At 55.0% G+C, this 21,148-nt stretch carries 20 protein-coding genes and 1 other RNA gene; 11 read left to right on the top strand and 10 right to left on the bottom strand.

Translation table 11 applies throughout. The features are described 5' to 3' along the window. Positions 1-50: 50 nt before the first annotated feature. The 9 genes from agaB to kbaZ form a co-directional block, all read right to left on the bottom strand. Complete coding sequence (gene agaB, locus ACOTZB_RS19550; protein ID WP_421628247.1) at positions 51-527, bottom strand: PTS galactosamine transporter subunit IIB; 477 nt, start codon at positions 525-527, stop codon at positions 51-53. A gap of 38 nt (positions 528-565) precedes the next feature. Further along, positions 566-1,441: a tagatose-bisphosphate aldolase subunit KbaY gene (kbaY, locus tag ACOTZB_RS19545; RefSeq protein WP_421628245.1), complete on the bottom strand. Its 876-nt coding sequence runs from the start codon at positions 1,439-1,441 to the stop codon at positions 566-568. A 12-nt stretch (positions 1,442-1,453) separates the two neighbouring features. Continuing rightward, on the bottom strand, positions 1,454-2,602 hold the full coding sequence (locus tag ACOTZB_RS19540) for an SIS domain-containing protein (RefSeq protein ID WP_421628243.1): 1,149 nt from the start codon (positions 2,600-2,602) through the stop codon (positions 1,454-1,456). Positions 2,603-2,848: 246 nt separating this feature from the next. After that, positions 2,849-3,982 carry an N-acetylglucosamine-6-phosphate deacetylase gene (gene nagA / locus ACOTZB_RS19535; protein WP_421628241.1) on the bottom strand — a complete coding sequence of 378 codons (1,134 nt, stop codon included), beginning with the start codon at positions 3,980-3,982 and terminating at the stop codon, positions 2,849-2,851. Further along, positions 3,979-4,413, bottom strand: coding sequence for a PTS galactosamine/N-acetylgalactosamine transporter subunit IIA (agaF, locus tag ACOTZB_RS19530; RefSeq protein ID WP_023333563.1), 435 nt, complete (start codon positions 4,411-4,413; stop codon positions 3,979-3,981). Before agaF ends, nagA begins: the two co-directional genes overlap by 4 nt. Before the next feature lie 16 nt (positions 4,414-4,429). Beyond that, a complete protein-coding gene (agaE, locus tag ACOTZB_RS19525) occupies positions 4,430-5,308 on the bottom strand; it encodes a PTS N-acetylgalactosamine transporter subunit IID (protein ID WP_126329212.1) in 879 nt (292 codons plus the stop codon). Beyond that, positions 5,298-6,077 carry a PTS N-acetylgalactosamine transporter subunit IIC gene (gene agaW / locus ACOTZB_RS19520; protein WP_024906387.1) on the bottom strand — a complete coding sequence of 260 codons (780 nt, stop codon included), beginning with the start codon at positions 6,075-6,077 and terminating at the stop codon, positions 5,298-5,300. The genes agaE and agaW overlap by 11 nt, the downstream gene beginning before the upstream one ends. A 10-nt stretch (positions 6,078-6,087) precedes the next feature. Then, on the bottom strand, positions 6,088-6,561 hold the full coding sequence (agaV, locus tag ACOTZB_RS19515) for a PTS N-acetylgalactosamine transporter subunit IIB (protein WP_421628240.1): 474 nt from the start codon (positions 6,559-6,561) through the stop codon (positions 6,088-6,090). A gap of 20 nt (positions 6,562-6,581) precedes the next feature. Continuing rightward, positions 6,582-7,877 (bottom strand): tagatose-bisphosphate aldolase subunit KbaZ, encoded by a 1,296-nt coding sequence (gene kbaZ / locus ACOTZB_RS19510; RefSeq protein WP_421628238.1) that lies wholly within the window; start codon positions 7,875-7,877, stop codon positions 6,582-6,584. Positions 7,878-8,128: 251 nt separating this feature from the next. On the opposite strand from kbaZ, the gene ACOTZB_RS19505 reads away from it, so the two are divergent. Beyond that, complete coding sequence (locus ACOTZB_RS19505; RefSeq protein WP_126329214.1) at positions 8,129-8,932, top strand: DeoR family transcriptional regulator; 804 nt, start codon at positions 8,129-8,131, stop codon at positions 8,930-8,932. A 46-nt stretch (positions 8,933-8,978) separates the two neighbouring features. Here ACOTZB_RS19505 and garD read toward each other — a convergent pair whose 3' ends face one another. Then, positions 8,979-10,550, bottom strand: a complete 1,572-nt coding sequence (garD, locus tag ACOTZB_RS19500; RefSeq protein ID WP_421628236.1) for a galactarate dehydratase — start codon at positions 10,548-10,550, stop codon at positions 8,979-8,981. A gap of 373 nt (positions 10,551-10,923) precedes the next feature. Here garD and garL point away from each other — a divergent pair, with 373 nt between their 5' ends. The 10 genes from garL (at position 10,924) to tdcD (ending at position 21,148) form a co-directional block, all read left to right on the top strand. After that, the gene (gene garL, locus ACOTZB_RS19495) at positions 10,924-11,694 is read left to right on the top strand and encodes a 2-dehydro-3-deoxyglucarate aldolase (protein ID WP_421628235.1); all 771 of its coding nucleotides are present in this window, start codon (positions 10,924-10,926) and stop codon (positions 11,692-11,694) included. A 21-nt stretch (positions 11,695-11,715) separates the two neighbouring features. Beyond that, entirely contained in the window at positions 11,716-12,606 is an 891-nt protein-coding gene (gene garR, locus ACOTZB_RS19490; RefSeq protein ID WP_023309302.1) for a 2-hydroxy-3-oxopropionate reductase, read from the top strand. A gap of 59 nt (positions 12,607-12,665) precedes the next feature. Next, positions 12,666-13,042, top strand: an RNA gene (gene rnpB, locus ACOTZB_RS19485) — RNase P RNA component class A. Between the two features lie 884 nt (positions 13,043-13,926). Beyond that, positions 13,927-14,169: a PAAR domain-containing protein gene (locus ACOTZB_RS19480; RefSeq protein WP_421628233.1), complete on the top strand. Its 243-nt coding sequence runs from the start codon at positions 13,927-13,929 to the stop codon at positions 14,167-14,169. A gap of 384 nt (positions 14,170-14,553) precedes the next feature. Next, a complete protein-coding gene (locus ACOTZB_RS19475) occupies positions 14,554-15,330 on the top strand; it encodes an S-type pyocin domain-containing protein (protein ID WP_421628232.1) in 777 nt (258 codons plus the stop codon). Positions 15,331-15,487: 157 nt separating this feature from the next. Continuing rightward, positions 15,488-15,685: a CPCC family cysteine-rich protein gene (locus ACOTZB_RS19470; protein WP_157189774.1), complete on the top strand. Its 198-nt coding sequence runs from the start codon at positions 15,488-15,490 to the stop codon at positions 15,683-15,685. A gap of 872 nt (positions 15,686-16,557) precedes the next feature. Continuing rightward, the gene (tdcA, locus tag ACOTZB_RS19465) at positions 16,558-17,478 is read left to right on the top strand and encodes a transcriptional regulator TdcA (RefSeq protein ID WP_047652748.1); all 921 of its coding nucleotides are present in this window, start codon (positions 16,558-16,560) and stop codon (positions 17,476-17,478) included. Between the two features lie 100 nt (positions 17,479-17,578). Then, positions 17,579-18,568, top strand: coding sequence for a bifunctional threonine ammonia-lyase/L-serine ammonia-lyase TdcB (tdcB, locus tag ACOTZB_RS19460; RefSeq protein WP_193805586.1), 990 nt, complete (start codon positions 17,579-17,581; stop codon positions 18,566-18,568). 9 nt (positions 18,569-18,577) lie between these two features. Continuing rightward, complete coding sequence (gene tdcC / locus ACOTZB_RS19455) at positions 18,578-19,909, top strand: threonine/serine transporter TdcC (RefSeq protein WP_029739656.1); 1,332 nt, start codon at positions 18,578-18,580, stop codon at positions 19,907-19,909. Between the two features lie 30 nt (positions 19,910-19,939). Further along, positions 19,940-21,148 (top strand): propionate kinase, encoded by a 1,209-nt coding sequence (gene tdcD / locus ACOTZB_RS19450; RefSeq protein ID WP_421628295.1) that lies wholly within the window; start codon positions 19,940-19,942, stop codon positions 21,146-21,148.

Genomic DNA, 21,148 nt, shown 5'->3' with positions numbered 1-21,148 from the left:
TTATTGCCTCGTAATCATGTTCCGCTTTTTAGAATGTCGAGACAGCGAAATTAGTCAGGAATGCTTTCTTTAGCATCTCCTGGCACGTCCTGAATAAAGAGGTTTACGCCACGTTGTTGAATAAAATGAAGATCGCACAGATCTCTATCGTCGACATAGACCTTGCTGCTGATCTGTTTCTTTCCCTCAGAGAAATGCATATTTCCCACATTGACATCTCTCAGCGGCACACCGCCTTCAATCAATTTTTTCACCGTTTCAGGCGTACGGCATATCAAGAAGATTTTCTGATGTGGTGCGGCTTTCGCGATGATGGCTACGGTTTTTTCGACAGAGAAAAAGCGGATGCCAAACCCGTAGGTTTCAGCCGTTATTCCCATTAGCTTTTGCTGGATTTCATCTTTTGCCACCTCATCATCAACAACTATCAATAAATTCGCGCCAATAGTGGATGTCCAGGTCACACCGACCTGGCCATGCACGAGGCGATTATCGATGCGGGTTAATAAAATATTTGGTGCACTCATATTTCTGCTCCTCAAGGCATAGTCTGGTGTTTACACATTTATACCGTCACAGGGCTTAGCGTTAATTTATTCGCCGAGCCGCAAACCATAATTTTGCTTCTGACCACCTCTTTCATGGCGTCCATGCCGACCCGCATATAGAAGCGCGGATCGTTGCCCTGCGGGTTTTCGGCAAACCAGGCCTTAACCGCGTCAGAGAAAGCAATTTTCAGCTCGGTCGCCACGTTGACTTTGCACACGCCCAGCTCGATGGTGCGGCGAACAAACTCATCCGGCACATCGCTCGCGCCGTGCAGCACCAGCGGCACGGTGACCACTTCGCGGATTTCTGCCAGCCGCTGGAAGTCGATTTTCGGGCGCTTGGTATACAGGCCGTGCGCGGTGCCGATGGCGACGGCAAGACTGTCTACGCCGGTCAGTTCGACGAAGCGTTTCGCCTCCTGCGGATCGGTGAGAAATGCGCTTTCCGCGTCCACGCTCATGTCATCTTCCACGCCGCCCAGACGGCCCAGCTCGGCCTCGACGCTGCAGTCGTTGAGGTGGCAGAAATCGACCACCGACTTCACCAGCTTCACGTTTTGGTCAAACGGATAGTGGCTGCCGTCGATCATCGCGCTGCGCACGCCCGCGTTGACCTTGCGGCGAATATCGTCCAGCGATTCGTGGTGATCGAGGTGCAGCGCCAGCGGCATGTCGTAGGTGTGGGAGTAGGCGCTGCACAGGGCGTAGATCTCTTCCAGCGCAATGTGCTTAAAGGTGCCCGGCGTGCCCGCGAGGATCACCGGCGATCGCATTTCGCTGCACGCTTCGAGGATCGCCTGGATCGTTTCCGCGTTGTGGATGTTGAACGCCGGTACGGCGTAGCCTTTTGCCTGTGCGTCCTGCAGAAGATATTTCGTCGAGATAATACTCATAATCAGATCCTCTTAAGCCTGCCACGGATGAATAACGACGCCCTGCACCACGCGGTTAACCGTCCCGCTGGCGGATGGCGTATCGGGCGTATTGCCCACGCTGAGCGACTGGGTGAGCGCAAAGACCTGGGCATACATCAGGAAGCAGAACGCCTGTTCCATATCGATAAACGGACGTGAAGGCGGCAGGAGAATATGCGGACCCGCTTCAATGACCGGATCGTTTTCAGCGGCGATGGCGACGACGCGCAGGGCCTGGCGATCGCGGCGCAGCTCGGCCAGCAGATCCAGATCGTACTGACGCGTATACGGATGGCTGGAGATGAACACCACCACCAGCGTTTCGTTGTCGACCAGCGACTTCGGCCCGTGACGGAAGCCCGTCGGGGAGTCGTAAAATGCCGCCAGCTTGCCCGCCGTCAGCTCCAGCACCTTTAGCGCCGATTCGCGCGCCGCGCCCTGCAGGCCGCCGCTTCCCAGATACACGATCCGTTTCCACGGTTCGCTGCCAAAGACGCCGTGGCTGAAATCGCCGAGCGTAGTGAGGATCGCCTGACAGCGTTCGGCGACGTCGCGGAAGGTGTGGCTGTTGATCGTTTCCGGGGCGAACACGGCCAGACAGCTCGCCATCATGGTGGTGATACTGCTGGTCATCGCGAACCCGCGATCGTGCGTTTCGGCAGGCATCAGCAGCGCAAAGGCGTTATCGCTGTCGACGGCGTTCTGGTACAGGCTCCCCGCCTCGTTGCAGGTGATCGACAGATGGTAGCACTCCGGCACGAACTGGTTTGCCAGCTCAACGGCCGCGACGCTTTCCGGACTATTGCCGGAGCGGGCAAACGAAACCAGCAGCAGCGGGTGCTCAGAGCTGAAGTAGTCCATCGGGTTCGTGACCAGATCGGTTGTCGGGACGGCGGTGAAGTTTTTCCCGGTGTGGCTTGAAAGCCATGGCGCAATGATATCGCCGATAAAGGCGGACGTGCCCGCGCCGGTCAGGACGATCCGCAGATCGCGCTTGCGCAGCAGCGGCGTCAGGAAACTGTCGATCGAAGCACGCAGGTTATCGATGTTGTTGAGCGAGCGGATCCAGCTGGCAGGCTGCTGGCGGATTTCTTCCTCGGTCCAGGTGCCGGTTGTCGCGGCGGGAGTGGTTTGTGGCATAACTCAGTCCTTAGTCGTGTGAATTCCACATCAGACGCTGGCAATCGTGTCGCTATCTTTCGTTTCGTTTCACTTGTTCACTTAAACAGTTAAATAAAATCTATAGAAAAGAAATCGAAACTTCAATGGAAGAAAAGAAATAAAGCGAAAAGTGTGATCGTGAAAGGAAAGGGAAAATTTAAGGAAAGGAAAAGAAAGGCCTTACGGTTTCAGGCCGTAAAGCCAAAAGGAGACACAATGAAAGGGCTAAAGGGGGAGAGCCTGGCCCTGAATCCAGATCCGCTGGAGGTGTAAACCACCGTCCAGCGCAATAATATTGGCGCGTTTGCCCGCGGCTAAGGATCCAAGCTGACCGTCAACGCCCAGCAGCCGGGCAGGATGCAGCGAGGCCATATGGATCGCCTCTTCGGCTGTTACGCCCGCATACTCCACCATATTTCTGACCGCAGCATCCAGCGACAGCGTGCTGCCCGCCAGCCCGCCGGAGCCGGTTCGAACCACGCCGTTTTGCATCGTGACCTCTTCGCCGCACAGGGTATACCGTCCGTCCGGCATACCTGCCGCCTGCATGGCATCGGTAATCAGCACCACGCGATCCTTCGCACAGCAGCAGCATAAGCGCATCGCCCCCGGATGGACGTGGTGGCCGTCGGCAATCAGCTCCAGCCACGCCCGTTTGTCCGTAAGCCCTGCGCCGACCATGCCGGGTTCTCTGTGGTGCAGCCCCGTCATGCCGTTGTAGCAGTGCACCAGCCCGTCGGCACCCGCGTCAAGCGCGGCGAGAGTTTGCTCGTACGTGGCCGCGCTGTGGCCAAGCATCACGCGTATGCCTCGCTGTTTAAGATGATGAATCGCCTGCAGCGCGCCGGGTTTTTCTGGCGCGAGCGCCACAACCCGTAGCGTGCTCTGTGAAACGTCAATCAGCCTGTTCAGCTCGGCGATATCCAGCTCCTGGAACAGCTCGGGCGGATGCGCCCCTTTGTTCTGCGGCGTAAAGAACGGTCCTTCCAGATAACTGCCCAGGATCTGCGCGCCGGGTCCGCCGGACTGACTGCGCCGGGCGATACGCATCAGCGCGGCGTGGATAATCTCCAGCGGCGCGGTCACGGTAGTGGGCAGAAATGCGCCCACACCTTCGCGCGCTTTATGCACTGCCAGAATGTCCAGCGCGTCAGGCGCATCATCCATGACGTCCACGCCCGCGCCGCCGTGGACGTGCGTATCGATATACGCCGGGCAAAGCAGTTCCGCATCGCGCGTCGTCACGCCCGCCGGGATGGGTTCAATCGCCGCAACCGCGCCGCTTTCAATGCGTAGCTGGTGGTCGTCCAGCCAGCCCTGTTCGGTAAGGATCCGTCGCGCGCGCAGCAGCTGGCTCATATCCCTTCCTCAGCCGGGGCTTCCTCGCGACAGCGCCCCAGCTCGTCCACCAGGCTCGTCAGGCCGCGGTGCCCGCACTCCAGCGCCTGCAGGCGAAACGCCTCGCTGCTTAATCCGTCGCGCTCCAGCACCATCTCCAGCAGCAGCTGCAGGTTGGTGCCGGTAATCACTTCGCTACCCGGCCTTTGCATCGCGAGCGTTGACGCCACGCGGAACGGCGTGCCGCCGAGCAAATCGGTGAGAAACACAATATCGTGCTGCGCATCGAGTTCGCTTACCGCCTGCTCAAGCTGAGCGGTCAGCCGCGCGGTGGTGGAGGTTTCCGGAAAATCGATGGCGATAAACTGCGGCTGCTCGCCGAGGATCTGCTTCATCGCCTGCTCAAGCCCGCTGGCAAAACCGCCGTGACCCGTCAAAATAATGCCTAACATCGCAACCTCTTTGCTTTTACAGGAAGTGACAGAATTTACCGACAACGCCCAGCAGCACGGTGATACCGATCAGCCGCAGCGGGCTCCAGCCGCGGCGCACCAGCCAGAACATGGTCAGGGTGTAGACCAGCGGCAGGAACGCGGGCATCAGCTTGTCGATGACGTCGGCCTGCAGTTTGACAACCGCATCACCCGCCTTGATTTCGAGCGTGGTATTGAGGCGGACGTAGGTTGCCACCAGCGCGCCAATCACCGTCATCCCGACGATAGACGCCGCGTGGCCGACCTTTTTGGTGTTGGCTTTGATCAGCGGAATGGCCGCGACGCCCATCCGGTAAGCGTAGTGCGCCAGGCCAAAGCGCAGGCCGAGGTGCACCACGTTAAACAGTACGATAAAGACCACCGCGCCCAGAATCGACCCTTGCAGCGCCAGGCTGGCGCCAATACCGCCGCAGATGGGCAGCAGGGTTAGCCAGAACATGGCGTCGCCAATACCGCCGAGCGGCGCGCCGACGGCAATTTTGGTGCTCTGGATGCTGTTCACATCCTGCTTGGATCGCTCCATCGCCAGAATGATGCCGATAACAAAGGTCACCAGGAACGGATGGGTGTTAAAGAAGCCCATATGCCCTTTCATCGCCCGCGCCAGGTCCCGCTTGTTGGTGTGGATCTTTTTCAACGCGGGCAGCAGCCCGTACAGCCAGCCGGAGGCCTGCATACGCTCGTAGTTAAACGAGGCCTGCAGCAGCATGGAACGCCAGGCCACGCGGTTAATATCCTTTTTCGTCAGCTCGGCACCGATGTTCTGGTCTTCGTAGACGTTTTCATTCACGCCGGTCAGCAGCGTCTCTTCGCTTTCAGACACGTCCGGCAGGGTGGTGTGGTTAGATGCCATCTTCGAATTCCTCTTTCTGGGCCGCGGGAGCCGTCGGTTCAGGTGATTTACGCATCAGGTCGATCAGCGCCATGGCCAGCGCGGCCGCCGCAATCGCCAGCACCGGAAGCTTGAGCCAGGCGGCGGCGACAAAACCGATAATGAAGTAAGGGATGTAGACGTTTTTCATCATGATCTTCAGCAGCACGGCAAAGCCGATGGCGGGCATGATGCCGCCCGCGACGCCGAGGCCGTCAATCAACCGCGCCGGCAACACATCAATGGCGGTTTTCGCATGTTCCGCGCCGAAGTAGATCGGCAGGAACGCGCAAAGAAAATAGAAGATGCCGAGCGCCAGCAGCGCAAGATAGTTCACCCGTTCAATACCGTGAGTATCTGCATTGGCCGCCATGCGATCGCAGCGTGACATCACGCCGGACATCACCGAGAAGAGGAACGTAATCCCCATCTGCACCGCAACGGCAAACGGCACGGCGACGCCAACCGCGACTTCTGGCTTCACGCCGGTGCTGATGGCAAATGCGGTCCCCACGATGGTGCCGATAATAACGTTCGGCGGCTGGGCACCGGCGAGCGGGGCCAGCCCCATCCAGACCAGCTCTAACGTGCCGCCGGTTAAAATACCGGTATGCAGATCGCCCAGAATCAGGCCGACCAGCGGCCCGAGTACCACCGGGCGGTGCATGTGCGTTAACCCGTTAAACATATCCAGACCGGCGATAAAGGCGAGTATGCCCAACCCAAGCGCCTGCAACAGACTGATTTCCATTGTGAATCCCTCAGAGCAGTTTAAAGAGATCCAAAGCAGTTTCTGTTGGAACGCCCTGAACGAAGCATTCCACACCGGCCGCTTTCAGGCCGTTGAACGCGTCAATATCGTTCGCGTCGACAGAGACCGTTTTGGCAATTTGTTGTTTGCCACTGGCGTAGTGCATGTTTCCGACGTTGATACGGGTGATGGGCACGCCGCCCTCGACCAGCTTCAGAAAATCGGCGGGTGATTTGCTGACCAGCAGGATTTTCTGGCGGTCAGCGGCGCGGTGAATGTTGTCGATGACCTTTTGCAGCGACCAGAAGCGCACGGCTATCCCTTCCGCGAGCACCATTTCCATCAGGTTCTGTTGAACCGGATCCTCAGCGACCTCATCGTTAGCGACCAGCACCAGGTTTGCCCCCGCAAACCCCACCCACTGCACGCCCACCTGACCGTGGATCAGGCGTTCGTCGATGCGGCATAAAACAATGTTTGGCATAGCGTTTTCCTCTTTTTTAATTATGCGTTTTGAGTCGTTACGCCTTCGCAGGCGGCGTGGTACTGCTGGAGTATGTCCTGAATGTGGTCGATGATGAGTTCCCGTGGCGTTGACTTGAGAGCGCCCTCGCGAACTTTGCTGTACTGCAGCGGCAGGTACTGGCTGATCAGCGGCAGAGGAACAGGCTCGTCTGCCAGGTTACGCACCAGCCGTGCAAAGGCGTCGTCAATTTGGCTGTCCGGCCAGTAGTAGCGCACGCGGTCTGAGTAGCTGTAGCCGCGCGCCAGGCGACGCGCGTTGCCGTCACCGTGGTAATGGCTTTGCCAGTATTCCGGACGGTCGAGCATGACGTTTTCCAGCACGTGACGCAGGCCGGAGCTGGCTTTTGCCGGCAGCAGCTCCTCTTCAATGGCGGCCAGCGAAAACAGCGCCTCGCGTAGGGCGAAGGTCAGGGCGGGGCCAACTTTCAGAATGGCAAAGTGATCGTTAACCAGCTGGCGTAGCGCCTGCGGCGTCTGGTAGTCGGTGGAGTGCGCTTCAAACACCAGCGTGTCGTAGGCTTCAACCATTTTGCTCAGGGCAACGGCTTTCTGCGGCTGATAGTCGCAGACGTGCGCGTGGTCGAACTCCACGCCAGGCTGGACCACCAGGCCAATAATGCGCTGCCAGATATCGCTTAAGCCTTCCTTTTCAAACGCGTGGCGGTGCGCTTCAAGCGTGGCGCGGGCAGCGTCCGGCGTGGTGACGGCAAGTTCGGTGAGCGTCTCGTGCGCGCCACCGGGAACCGGCACTTCCGTACCGATAACGTAGACCAGATCGGATTCACCAAACTGCTCGCGACAGGTTGCTTCGGCAATCTTCGCCAGACGTGCGGCGCGACCGGCGACGATCGCGTCGGTCAGGGGAACCGGGTCGTCCTCGCAGGACATGCTGCAGTCGAGGTGGATCTTTTTGAATCCGGCGGAAACATAGCTTTTGATCAGATCGTCGGCATTTGCCATCGCCTGTTCTGCAGGGAGATTTTGCCAGCGGTTAGGACCCAGGTGATCGCCGCCGAGGATCAGCTGTGACGTCGGGAAACCGAGCGACTCGGCCAGCCGGCAGACAAACCCGTGAAAATCCGCAGGCGTCATGCCGGTATAGCCGCCAAACTGATCCACCTGGTTGGAGGTGGCCTCTATCAGCAGCGGCGACTGATGCGAATGCGCGTAACGAATGGCTGCTTCAAGTACCAGCGGATGTGCGGAACAGACGGCATAGATCCCGTTTGAATTCCCTCGTTTATGTTGTTCCACCATTTCTGTCAGATGTTTCACTTTCCTCTCCATTTCGGATGGTCATGATATATATCTTTCGTTTTGTTTCATTTAATCCTGCATCATGGTGATATAAAAATAAAACGAAAGATAATAGTTTTCCGATCTGTTTCACAAAAGAAACATAATGAAAGGTTTCAGCGCAGTGTTGGCTTGCGTCTGTACGTAAGGCGGGACTTGCATTCCCGAAAAAGAAAGGCGTTAATAGGCAAAACGAAATGAAACGAAAGAATATTGATTAAGGATCTCGTATGAGCAGCACCGATTCATCCGCGGAAAAGCGCATCACCGGCACCAGTGAAAGGCGAGAGCAGATCATTCAGCGGTTGCGGGCGCAGGGAAGCGTGCAGGTTAACGATCTGTCTCATCTGTACGGCGTATCGACGGTGACGATCCGCAACGATCTGGCGTTCCTGGAGAAGCAGGGCATCGCCGTTCGCGCCTACGGCGGGGCATTGATTTGCGAGGGCAATGCGCCGGGTGCTGAGCCTTCCGTGGAGGATAAAAGCTCGCTGAATACGGCGGTGAAGCGCAGTATCGCGCAGGCCGCTGCCGCGCTGGTCAAACCCGGGCACCGTATTATTCTGGACTCCGGCACCACGACGTTTGAAATCGCCCGCATGCTGCGCCAGCACACGGACGTGATTGCGATGACCAACGGGATGAACGTGGCGAATGCGTTGCTGGAAGCGGAAGGCGTGGAATTGCTGATGACCGGCGGGCACTTGCGCCGTCAGTCGCAATCCTTCTACGGTGACCAGGCAGAACAGTCGCTACAGAATTACCATTTTGACCTGCTGTTCCTCGGCGTTGACGCCATCGATCTCGACCGCGGCGTAAGTACGCATAACGAAGACGAAGCCCGCCTTAACCGCAAAATGTGCGAGGTGGCGGAGCGTATTATCGTTGTCACGGACTCCAGCAAATTTAACCGCTCAAGCCTGCATAAAATCATTGATACGCAAAGGATTGATATGATTATTGTCGATGAAGGCATTCCGGCGGAGAGCCTGGACGGGCTGCGGAAAAGCGGGATTGAGGTGGTGTTGGTTTAAGTTTTTTTACCCTCTCCCCTATGGGAGAGGGCAGGGTGAGGGGAAATCACGTCACCGGTGCCGGGTTAAACACCGCCAGCTGATTATGCAGTCCCCACTGGTCGGAGAACGTTTTCTTCCGCCCGCTGGCGACATCCAGAATGAAGTGGAACAGCTTCCAGCCCACGTCCTCAATGCTTTCTTCTCCGGTGGCGATGGTGCCCGCGTTGATGTCCATTAAGTCATACCAGCGGTTTGCCAGCTCGGTGCGGGTCGCCATCTTGATCACCGGCACCGCCATCAGGCCGTACGGCGTGCCGCGCCCGGTGGTAAAGACCTGCACTGTAATGCCGGAAGCTACCTGCTGCGTGCCGCAGACGAAATCGCTGGCCGGCGTTGCCGCGTAGATTAGGCCGCGTTTCGTCGGACGCTGGCCCGGAGAGAGGACTTCCGCAATTGCGCTCTGGCCGGATTTGGCAATCGATCCAAGGGCTTTTTCCACCACGTTTGCCAGGCCGCCTTTTTTGTTCCCCGGAGACGGGTTGGCGCTGCGGTCGGTTTTGCCCATATCGAGATAGCTATCGTACCAGGCCATTTCCTCGAGCAGGCGCTTGCCGACCTCTTCATTAACGGCGCGTGGCGTGAGCAGATGGATGGCGTCACGCACTTCGGTCACCTCGGAGAACATCACCGTGGCGCCGCAGCGCACAAGCAGATCGGACGCATAGCCCACCGCCGGGTTGGCCGTCACGCCGGAGAAGGCATCGCTGCCGCCGCACTGTGTTCCCACTACCAAATCAGACGCCGGGCAGGTTTCGCGCTGGCGCTTGTTGAGCTTGTCCAGATGGCGTTCAGCCACCTGCAGGATATCGTCGACCATTGAGCGGAAACCCACGTGGTGCTCGTCCTGCAGACGCACGATGCTGGCCTCGTCTGCCGGAATTGCTTTCACATCCTCGGTACCCTGCAGCAGGCGTTCTGGCTGCAATTTTTCACACCCCAGACCGATGACCATCACCTCGCCGCCAAAGTTCGGGTTGAGGGCAATATTGTGGATGGTACGGATAGGCACTACGGCAGCGGGGGCGTTAATCGCCACGCCGCAGCCGTAGAGGTGGTTCAGGCCAACCACGCCGTCGACGTTCGGGTATTTCGGCAGCAGATCGCGTTCGATGATTTTCACCACGTAATCCACTACGCCCGCCACGCAGTGCACGCTGGTGGTAATGCCGAGCAGATTCTTGGTGCCGACGCTGCCGTCCGCGTTGCGGTAGCCTTCGAAGGTATAGCCCTCCAGCGGAGGAAGCGGTTCCGGTACGCGAGTCGCCAGCGGAAGCGTGTTTAGCGGCGGCGCTTCCGGCAGCGCCACCAGCGACTCCTCAACCCAGCTCCCCTGTGGTATAGAGCGAACGGCATAGCCGATGACTTCACCGTAACGTACGATTTCGCTGTTAGCAGGGATATCCACCAGGGCGACTTTATGTCCCTGCGGAATATGCTCAATCAGTTCCAGCCCGTCCGGGAAGCGGGTGCCCGCTTTTAAGCCATTGTCGTTGACAATAATCGCCACATTATCGGTGTCGTGGACTTTTATATAAAACGCCGTCGGCGATGCCTGTCGAATTTCAATGTCGGCCATTGTTCAGTATTCTCCAGCAAAGTGTCTGATAATAAATTCAGCCAATTTTCAAAGGGTAGAAATAAATACGCGGCTTTCAGAAATAAAGCATGTCAGCATAGGGGATATGAAAATGTGATCTCGATCGCTCCAGAACCAGTAATGCCTGATTCTGTGCATTAGCGCCCAGCGCCTTGTGCATATGCAAAAAAATTTATCGAAGTATAACGCAATAATTGAGCATTAAAACAATGTGCGGTTGTGGATTGCGTCTTATACTGAATGACGATTTTATAACGCCAAAATACGTCAGAATAATAAATATAATGCTGGTGCGGTGTCTGAATAAATAAAATGATGCTGATATAGGCTGCGAATTAAAAAGGTAAATACGATGAATAACGATATCTTCCCGAATAAATTTAAAGCGGCCCTCGCGGCACACCAGATTCAGATTGGCTGCTGGTCCGCGCTGGCAAACCCTATCAGCACCGAAGTGCTGGGCCTGGCCGGTTTTGACTGGCTGGTGCTGGACGGCGAACATGCGCCGAACGATATCAGCACCTTTATTCCGCAGCTGATGGCGCTGAAAGGCAGCCACAGCGCCCCGGTAGTGCGCGTGCCCACCAACGAGCCGGTGATTATCAAGCGCCTGCTGGATATCGGTTTCTACAACTTCCTGATCCCGTTTGTGGAGACGGAAGAACAAGCGGCCCTGGCCGTAGCCTCAACGCGCTATCCGCCAGAAGGGATCCGCGGCGTTTCCGTTTCGCATCGCGCCAATATGTTTGGCACCGTGCCGGACTATTTCGCGCAGTCTAATAGCAACATCACCATTCTGGTTCAGATCGAGAGCCAGCAGGGCGTTGATAACGTCGACGCGATTGCCGCCACAAACGGCGTGGACGGGATCTTCGTCGGCCCAAGCGATCTGGCTGCCGCCTTTGGTCATCTGGGTAACGCCGGCCACCCTGACGTGCAGCGCGCGATCCAGCACATCTTTGCCCGCGCCAAAGCACACGGTAAACCGTGCGGCATTCTGGCGCCGGTTGAGGCTGACGCACGCCGCTATCTGGAGTGGGGAGCCACGTTTGTAGCCGTCGGCAGCGACCTCGGCGTATTCCGCTCGGCCACGCAGAAATTAGCCAACGCTTTTAAAAAATAACCATCATTGAGGAAACAGATTATGACGCTGAAAGTGGGTTTTATTGGCCTGGGCATTATGGGTAAACCAATGAGTAAGAACCTCATCAAAGCGGGTTACTCGCTGGTGGTATCCGATCACAATCCGCAGGCCGTGGCAGAGGTGATAGCGGCTGGCGCTGAAACGGCCACCACCGCGAAGGCTATTGCCGAGCAGTGCGATGTCATCATCACCATGCTGCCAAACTCACCGCATGTTAAAGAAGTTGCACTGGGTGAGAACGGCATTATCGACGGTGCGAAGCCGGGCCTGGTGTTGATTGATATGAGCTCTATTGCACCGCTCGCAAGCCGTGAAATCAGCGAGGCGTTAAAAGCGAAGGGCGTCGATATGCTGGATGCACCGGTCAGCGGCGGTGAGCCGAAAGCGATCGACGGCACGCTGTCGGTGATGGTCGGCGGCGATAAAGCCATTTTCGATAGATACTACGACCTGATGAAAGCCATGGCGGGCTCCGTGGTGCATACCGGGGACATCGGGGCGGGTAATGTGACCAAGCTGGCAAACCAGGTGATTGTAGCGCTGAACATTGCCGCCATGTCCGAAGCGCTGACGCTGGCAACCAAAGCGGGCGTCAACCCGGATCTGGTCTACCAGGCTATTCGCGGTGGTCTGGCGGGCAGTACCGTGCTGGATGCCAAAGCGCCGATGGTCATGGATCGTAATTTCAAACCCGGTTTCCGCATCGACCTGCATATCAAAGATCTGGCGAACGCGCTGGATACGTCACACGGCGTGGGCGCACAGCTGCCGCTGACCGCGGCGGTCATGGAGATGATGCAGGCGCTGCGTGCCGATGGCCTGGGCACGGCCGACCACAGCGCGATTGCGTGCTACTACGAAAAACTGGCGAAGGTGGAAGTGGCGCGTTAATCACGCCTTGCCCACACCTGAGGGTGACAGCGGCGCGCAAACCCTCTATACTGCGCGCCGAAGCTGACCAGACAGTCGCCGCTTCGTCGTCGTCCCTTTCGGGGGAGACGGGCGGAGGGGAGGAAAGTCCGGGCTCCATAGGGCAGGGTGCCAGGTAACGCCTGGGGGGGAAACCCACGACCAGTGCAACAGAGAGCAAACCGCCGATGGCCCGCGCAAGCGGGATCAGGTAAGGGTGAAAGGGTGCGGTAAGAGCGCACCGCGCGGCTGGTAACAGTCCGTGGCACGGTAAACTCCACCCGGAGCAAGGCCAAATAGGGGTTCACAAGGTACGGCCCGTACTGAACCCGGGTAGGCTGCTTGAGCCAGTGAGCGATTGCTGGCCTAGATGAATGACTGTCCACGACAGAACCCGGCTTATCGGTCAGCTTCAACTTCTTCTAAAACAATACGTTGGTGTGTCTCAGGCCTTCATAGGTGAAAATGTGACACAGACTGTGATACAAACGAGGCACACCAACGGCTGTTCCATCCCGAATACTCTAAAGCGCGGCAACCGCTACCGCCTTCATTTCCGACTACCTTCAGGCGGTTTTTTTCGCGTGTCTCTGGGCTGCGATTCAGCCAGCAGAGCAAGGTTTATATCTTCCCGTCTCACTATGTTCATTTCTCTTGTAAAATCGTCCAAGATGGAGCCAGCCCTACTATTGGACATAGTGCATAAAATGGAGAAATTAGAACAAAAAGACATTGATGATTATTTGCTCAGTATTAAGGCCGCTTTTTATTCCGCAGCAAAAAAAATTCCAACAAATGTACGTAAGAGACTGCGTAGCTCGACTTAATTAACTTATGAAAAAAGTAACGTCACCCTCTTAGGGGAGGTGCTTGGTGATACTATCACAACGGATGGTCCAGCTTTGTCGGAAGACTCTGTTATTGAACATCTTAGCAGGCAGTATGACATTACAGGCATGGCGGAGGAGATCGATTATATAGCCTCGGAATATGAAAACCAGTATTATCAACGGCTCGGAAGTGTCTAGATTATCCGTGGCGATTCAATCTTTCTGACGAAGCGTATGCAAACGTCATTGTTTCTGAAGATCATTAAACCAAAAAATGCTTACAGATATTTGATACGCTTGCCGGTTTATTGCTGGGTACGTCAAAAAATCCGGGCTTAACGGTTTAAGCAACTGCCCTCACTAATCTTCTGTTACGAAACGCAGTTTTACTTAGGTCTAATACTTGTTGCTCCTGTGGTTATTGTTTGTAAAATAACCACTTTGATTATTTCCATAACAAGTAGAGGGACTTATGACGAGAGCACTGGCAAGGCTCGGAGATAAAACGACGAGTGGTGGGTATATTGCTACTGCAACATCGACGATTATTGAAGAACGGAAAATTGCCTTATTGGGGGACACTGCTTATTGCCCTCAAGATACTTGCAAAGGTTTTTTTGAGATCAACGGTACAGCGCACCATTTTCTTGAAGGTAAAGACTGCGTTGCTACTGGAGACCAAGTCCTATGTAACTGCAAAATGAACCAAGTGTAGGGTAGCACGACAATATGGGCGGAAGATGCGCCAGAGAACCCTTTTGAAGAGCATCAAAAATGGGCGGCAGAATGGCCCATTAATAAAGCTATTGTCGCTGCGGCAGCGCTAAGTGCATTACCTGTTTACGCTAAATCCTGTCTACGGGGTGATGGTTGTACCGATGCGGGGACAGATCAGGAATCCGTTGATAACTTTGGTCATGGCGGCTACTACTGCGCAACTCCTCAAGCGGAGCAACCGCAGGAAGAACCAGTCCAGCACGCCCAGGCAGCAAAGAAACATAAACCAGCCGAACCGACACCACCACCAGAAGACAATCGCCCCTGGTATAAGCGTCTTTTCAGTTCTGTGGACACAACCAAAGCCGCTGCGACAGTAGGAATGGCAACAGCGAGAGCGGCGACAACTACCGGGATCACAGCGGGTGCAACAACCGAAGCTGGATATGCGGCATTGCAGCAAATCGGTGGAAACTTTGCTACCGCTGGTCGTTGGATAGCCCCCAGTCCCCCAACAATTCTTCTCTTCGGTATGTTCTACTCGCCAAAGCTCAACAGCGGTGAGCAGGATTATATCGACAGGATGCGCCTTGAGCAGGCTGCACAGAATAAAGAGGATGTCCCCACTCGTGTTCGTTTTCGCTGGGAAGCAGATCAATATGGCACGATGAAGCCTAAAGGTTTCCACGTTAGCGCGAGAGGCGGGCAGGACAAAGTGCCTGTGCGTATGCTCCAAAAGAACACTACCACCGGGAACTATGAGTTCTGGGAAGATGGCGCAACTAAACCGACTATCGTATGGACACCGGACGATCCTGGATATGTCGCCCCTTCAAACACAAGCAATCAGGATAAAGTATACATTCCTCCGAATGTGCTGGTTTACCCGGAAAGTGAGATCAACAGCCCGTGGTCAACGGAAACGCCAGCACCGGGAGAGCGTCCATTCCGGGATTATATCCTTGTACATCCAGCCGGGACGTTTGACCCAATTTATATCTACCTTAGTAAAAATCCTGATGACCCGATTTGGACAAAAACTAAAGCAGCCGAACCTGTGGAAAATGCTTATGGTCACTGGGTTAAACACGGGCATGAATTCGTAGACAAGTCTTTCAACAACTCGAAGAGTACGTTGATGCCACTCATGATTTTGTAAGAACACCTCCCGCAGGGACTCTAACAAAGACCCGACAGAATGGCGATGTAATGTACTATCATCCAGCGACAAATACTTTCTCCGTGAAGACTAAGGATGGAGTACCAAAGACAATGTTTAAGCCGAAGGGTGGAATGGAATACTGGGAGAAACAGAAATGATAGATTCAAAACACTCGTGCCCTTGCTGCGGTCAGTATGAATTCCCCGAAGAAGGTAGTTATGAGATTTGCCCAGTTTGCAACTGGGAAGATGATCCCGTTCAGGCTGAGGACCCTGGCTACAAAGGCGGGGCTAATGTAATGAGTTTGAACGAAGCGCGCGAAGCATTCCGGCAAGGCCGAAAGGTAAGTTAGCCCTGTTTTGACGGATTTCATTTCTGAACGAACTGGCTGGGCTTGTCTCAGCCTTTCTTCTGCCTGTTAACCTGTTTTATCTGTCGCTTCACGTGGGATAGAGAATGGGATACATTGTGGGCTACAACCCGCATTCCACCGCTTCTGGTACTTGGTGGCATGGGATACAAAGCTGACTTATCGGTCAGCTTCAACTTCTTAAAAAACCCCGCCTCGGCGGGGTTTTTGCTTTCCGGGTGATGCTGGATGGGGAAGCGCAGCGCCGGACAAACGACATCAATTCTCATATTTGCGACATTAAGCACATTTCACTGCTTTTATACCTTTCGTATCGATCCTGTACCTGTAGACGATCGGCATCACAAAATTTCGCGCTAAAAAACACACGATTTTCAGTATTGATAATTTGTTATGTTTGTTACCTTTATGATCGCGAATCTTTTCTCGTTTGATATGCATATATTGAAATCAAATACATTTCTCCTGTGAATATGTGACGCATTCCACTCTTTTCCGCAAACCTGAAAATTTGCGTCGGAAAAATTTAATAAATTGAAAGAATGTTTCAAACAAATAGCGGTTATTTATTGGTCTTTAATTGCCTGAAAGATCGTCTTTATTGATTTTTTTAACGCTGAGAAATTTATCAAGGTTATCGCCATAAAATAAATTTATTACTACTGCTTTTATTGATCGATATCAGCGTAATGGTGTGGCTGTATTTATTCATGTTATTGATAATAAATGTTTTTTTTGGTTGTTGTTGTTCCTGCGAAGCGTGCGAAAAAGCAAATTGTGAGTGACAGCACATACCCCCTTAAACACTATTAGGTAGAATCCGCTCCGTCATAGGGAAATAAGCGCAGAATATTATGAACACTATTATTCTACCGAAAACACAGCACCTCGTGGTATTTCAGGAAGTCATTAAAAGTGGCTCCATAGGTTCTGCAGCAAGACAGCTTGGCCTGACGCAACCCGCCGTCAGCAAAATCATCAGCGATATTGAGTCCTACTTCGGCGTGGAAGTGATGGTGCGTAAAAACACCGGCGTAAAACTCACTGCCGCGGGTCAGGTTCTGCTCTCGTACTCAGAGTCGATCACCCGCGAAATGAAAAACATGGTGAGTGAGATTAACAGCCTGAGTTTCAGCACCGTTATGGACGTCTCCTTTGGCTACCCGTCGCTGATCGGCTTTACCTTCCTGTCCGAGATGATCAAAAAATTCAAGGAAGTATTCCCGAAAGCACGCGTCTCGATGTATGAAGCCCAGCTCTCCTCTTTCCTTCCGGCCATTCGCGACGGCCGTCTGGATTTCGCCATTGGCACGCTAAGCGATGAAATGCTGCTGCAGGATCTGCACGTCGAACCGCTGTTTGAGTCCGAGTTTGTGCTGGTCGCCAGCAAAACGCGAACGTGCACCGGCCCGACGACACTGGCATCGCTCACGCACGAGCAGTGGGTGATGCCGCAAACCGATATGGGCTACTACAAAGAACTTCTGACTACTCTGCAAGACAACCACATCAGCATCGAAAACATCGTCCAGACCGATTCCGTCGTCACCATTTATAACCTTGTGCTGAATGCCGATTATCTGACGGTTATTCCCCGCGACATGATTGCCCCGTTCGGTTCTGACCAGTTTATTGTGCTGCCCGTGGAAGATAAATTACCCGTGGCGCGTTATGCCGCCGTGTGGTCAAAAAATTACAGGATTAAAAAATCGGCGTCAGTATTAGTTGAGCTGGCAAAACAGTATTCGTCGATGAATATCGAAAGACGACGATGAATAATGAGTATTGATTTTAAAAACACCCAGAGCTTATCTCTGTGATGCTCTGATACCCTGACTTTGCCTGAGAATAATGAATTATTATAACGAGGATATTATGCATATTACCTACGATCTCCCGGTGACGATTGAAGATATTCAGGACGCCAGAAAACGACTGGCAGGAAAAATATATAAAACCGGTATGCCGCGCTCGAATTATCTCAGCGAACGCTGTAAGGGCGAAATATTCCTGAAGTTTGAGAATATGCAGCGTACCGGCTCGTTTAAGATCCGCGGCGCGTTTAACAAATTAAGCTCGCTGACCGACGCTGAAAAACGCAAAGGCGTTGTCGCCTGCTCCGCGGGGAACCACGCGCAGGGGGTGTCTCTCTCCTGCGCCATGCTTGGCATCGACGGCAAAGTGGTGATGCCGATGGGCGCGCCGAAGTCTAAGGTGGCCGCGACGCGCGACTACTCGGCGGAAGTCGTGCTGCACGGCGAGAACTTCAACGACACCATCGCCAAAGTCAGCGAAATCGTCGAGATGGAAGGGCGTATTTTTATTCCGCCGTACGACGATGCCAAAGTGATCGCCGGGCAGGGCACCATCGGTCTGGAAATTCTCGAAGATTTATACGACGTGGATAACGTTATTGTGCCTATCGGCGGCGGCGGTTTAATTGCCGGGATTGCGACGGCAATTAAATCCATCAACCCCACCATTAATATCATCGGCGTGCAGTCAGAAAATGTTCACGGCATGGCGGCATCGTATCAGGCCGGAGAAATAATGAGCCATCGCGTTACCGGCACGCTGGCCGACGGCTGTGATGTTTCTCGTCCCGGTAAATTAACCTTCGAAATTGTTCGGGAATTAGTTGATGACATTGTGCTGGTCAGCGAAGACAACATTCGCGACAGCATGATCGCGCTTATTCAGCGAAATAAAGTGGTGACGGAAGGTGCCGGCGCGCTGGCCTGTGCCGCGTTATTAAGCGGCAAGCTTGACCACTATATTCAGGGTCGTAAAACCGTCTGCATTATTTCCGGCGGCAATATCGATCTCTCCCGTGTTTCCCAAATTACCGGCTTCGTTGACGCATAAAGGTGACCTATGAGCAACACAGAAAGCATTATCGTTGGCCAGACAAAAACGTCCTCCTGGCGTAAGTCTGATACCACCTGGACGCTTGGCCTGTTTGGTACCGCCATTGGCGCAGGCGTGCTGTTCTTCCCCATTCGCGCAGGTTTTGGTGGATTGATCCCTATCCTGCTGATGTTGGTTCTCGCATTCCCGATTGCGTTTTACTGCCACCGCGCGCTGGCGCGTTTGTGCCTCTCCGGCAGCAACGTCTCCGGCAACATTACCGAAACGGTGGAAGAGCACTTTGGTAAAACCGGCGGGGTGGTGATCACCTTCCTCTACTTCTTCGCCATTTGCCCGCTGCTGTGGATTTACGGCGTCACCATTACCAACACCTTTATGACCTTCTGGGAAAACCAGCTCCAGCTGCCTGCGCTGAACCGCGGCGTGGTGGCGCTGTTCCTGCTGCTGCTGATGGCCTTTGTTATCTGGTTTGGTAAAGACCTGATGGTGAAGGTCATGAGCTTCCTGGTGTTCCCGTTTATCGCCAGCCTTGTGCTGATTTCCCTGTCGCTGATCCCTTACTGGAACTCGGCGGTGATTGACCAGGTCAACCTGAGCGATATCGCCTTCACCGGTCATGACGGCATTCTGGTCACGGTGTGGCTGGGTATCTCCATCATGGTCTTCTCCTTCAACTTCTCGCCTATCGTCTCCTCGTTTGTGGTATCCAAGCGCGAAGAGTACGAGCCGGAGTTCGGGAAAGCGTTCACCGAGCAGAAATGTTCCAAAATCATCGGTCGCGCCAGCCTGCTGATGGTGGCCGTGGTGATGTTCTTCGCCTTTAGCTGCCTGTTTACGCTCTCTCCGCAGAACATGGCGGACGCTAAGGCGCAGAACATTCCGGTGCTCTCTTACCTGGCGAACCACTTTGCGTCCATGTCAGGAACCAAATCGACGTTCGCGACGGTGCTCGAATACGGTGCCTCCATCATCGCGCTGGTCGCTATCTTCAAATCCTTCTTCGGTCACTACCTGGGCACGCTGGAAGGGCTGAACGGCCTGATCCTCAAGTTCGGCTACAAGGGCGATAAGAAGAAAGTCTCCGTTGGCAAGCTGAACACCATCAGCATGGTGTTCATCATGGGCTCCACCTGGGTTGTGGCCTACGCCAACCCGAACATTCTGGACCTTATTGAAGCCATGGGCGCACCAATCATCGCCTCTCTGCTGTGCCTGCTGCCGATGTACGCCATCCGCAAAGCGCCGGCGCTGGCGAAATACAAAGGGCGTACCGAGAACATCTTCGTTACCGCGGTCGGCCTGCTGACCATTCTGAATATCGTTTACAAACTGTTCTAACCCATTGCTCAGGAAGAGCGGAGTCACATGATGATTGAGTTTCCGGTTGTACTGGTTATTAACTGCGGATCGTCCTCTGTTAAGTTTTCGGTGCTCGACGCCAGCAGCTGCGATGCCCTGATGACGGGCATTGCAGATGGGATCAACACCGAGAAGGCCTTTATTTCCGTGAACGGGGGTGAGCCGGCCAGACTGGCTCACCAGGACTACGAAGGGGCGCTGGCTGCCATCGCCCTGGAGCTGGAGAAGCGTAACCTGATTAGCAGCGTGGCCTTAATTGGCCACCGCATTGCGCACGGCGGCGACCTCTTCAGCGAGTCGACCCTGATTACGGAAGAGGCGATCGCGCAGATCCGACAGGTTTCCCCGCTGGCGCCACTGCATAACTACGCCAACCTGAGCGGCGTGGAAGCCGCAGAGCGCCTGTTCCCGGGCGTGCAGCAGGTGGCGGTATTTGATACCAGCTTCCACCAGACGCTGCCGCCACAGGCGTATCTGTACGGATTGCCGTACCGCTATTTTGAAGAGCTGGGCGTGCGCCGCTACGGCTTCCACGGCACCTCTCACCGCTACGTGGCCGCGCAGGCGCATACGCTTCTCGGGCTGTCCCCCGATGACAGCGGCCTGGTGATTGCCCATCTCGGCAACGGGGCGTCCATCTGCGCGGTGCGCAACGGCGAAAGCGTCGACACCTCGATGGGGATGACGCCGCTGGAAGGGCTGGTTATGGGGACGCGCTGCGGCGATGTGGACTTCGGCGCGATGGCGTGGATTGCCCAGCAGACCGGCCAGTCGTTCGAGGATCTGGAGCGCGTAGTCAATAAAGAGTCCGGGCTGCTGGGGATCTCCGGTATCTCCTCCGATTTACGTACGCTGGAGAAAGCCTGGCACGAAGGCAACGAGCGTGCGCAGCTGGCAATACACACCTTTGTTCACCGCATTGCGCGTCATATCGCCGGACACGCGGCGTCGCTGCACCGCCTGGATGGGGTGGTCTTTACCGGCGGCATTGGCGAAAATTCGAAGCTTGTCCGCGCGCTGGTGGCGGAACATCTGAAAGTCTTCGGCATCATCCTCGACGACGCCAAAAATGCCCTGCCGGGGAGCGCGGGAGAGCGCGTGATCTCCACCGAATCGTCCCGCGTGGCCTGCGCGGTTATCCCTACCAACGAAGAAAAAATGATCGCGCTGGACGCCCTCCGTCTTGGAAAGGTTACCCCGGCCGCGGCATACGCCTGA

This window comes from Enterobacter cloacae complex sp. SHL020, from assembly GCF_049236945.1.
Classification (GTDB): domain Bacteria; phylum Pseudomonadota; class Gammaproteobacteria; order Enterobacterales; family Enterobacteriaceae; genus Enterobacter; species Enterobacter dykesii.
The sequence above is the reverse complement of the archived record's forward strand: the minus strand, read 5'-3'. Positions and strand labels throughout refer to the sequence as shown.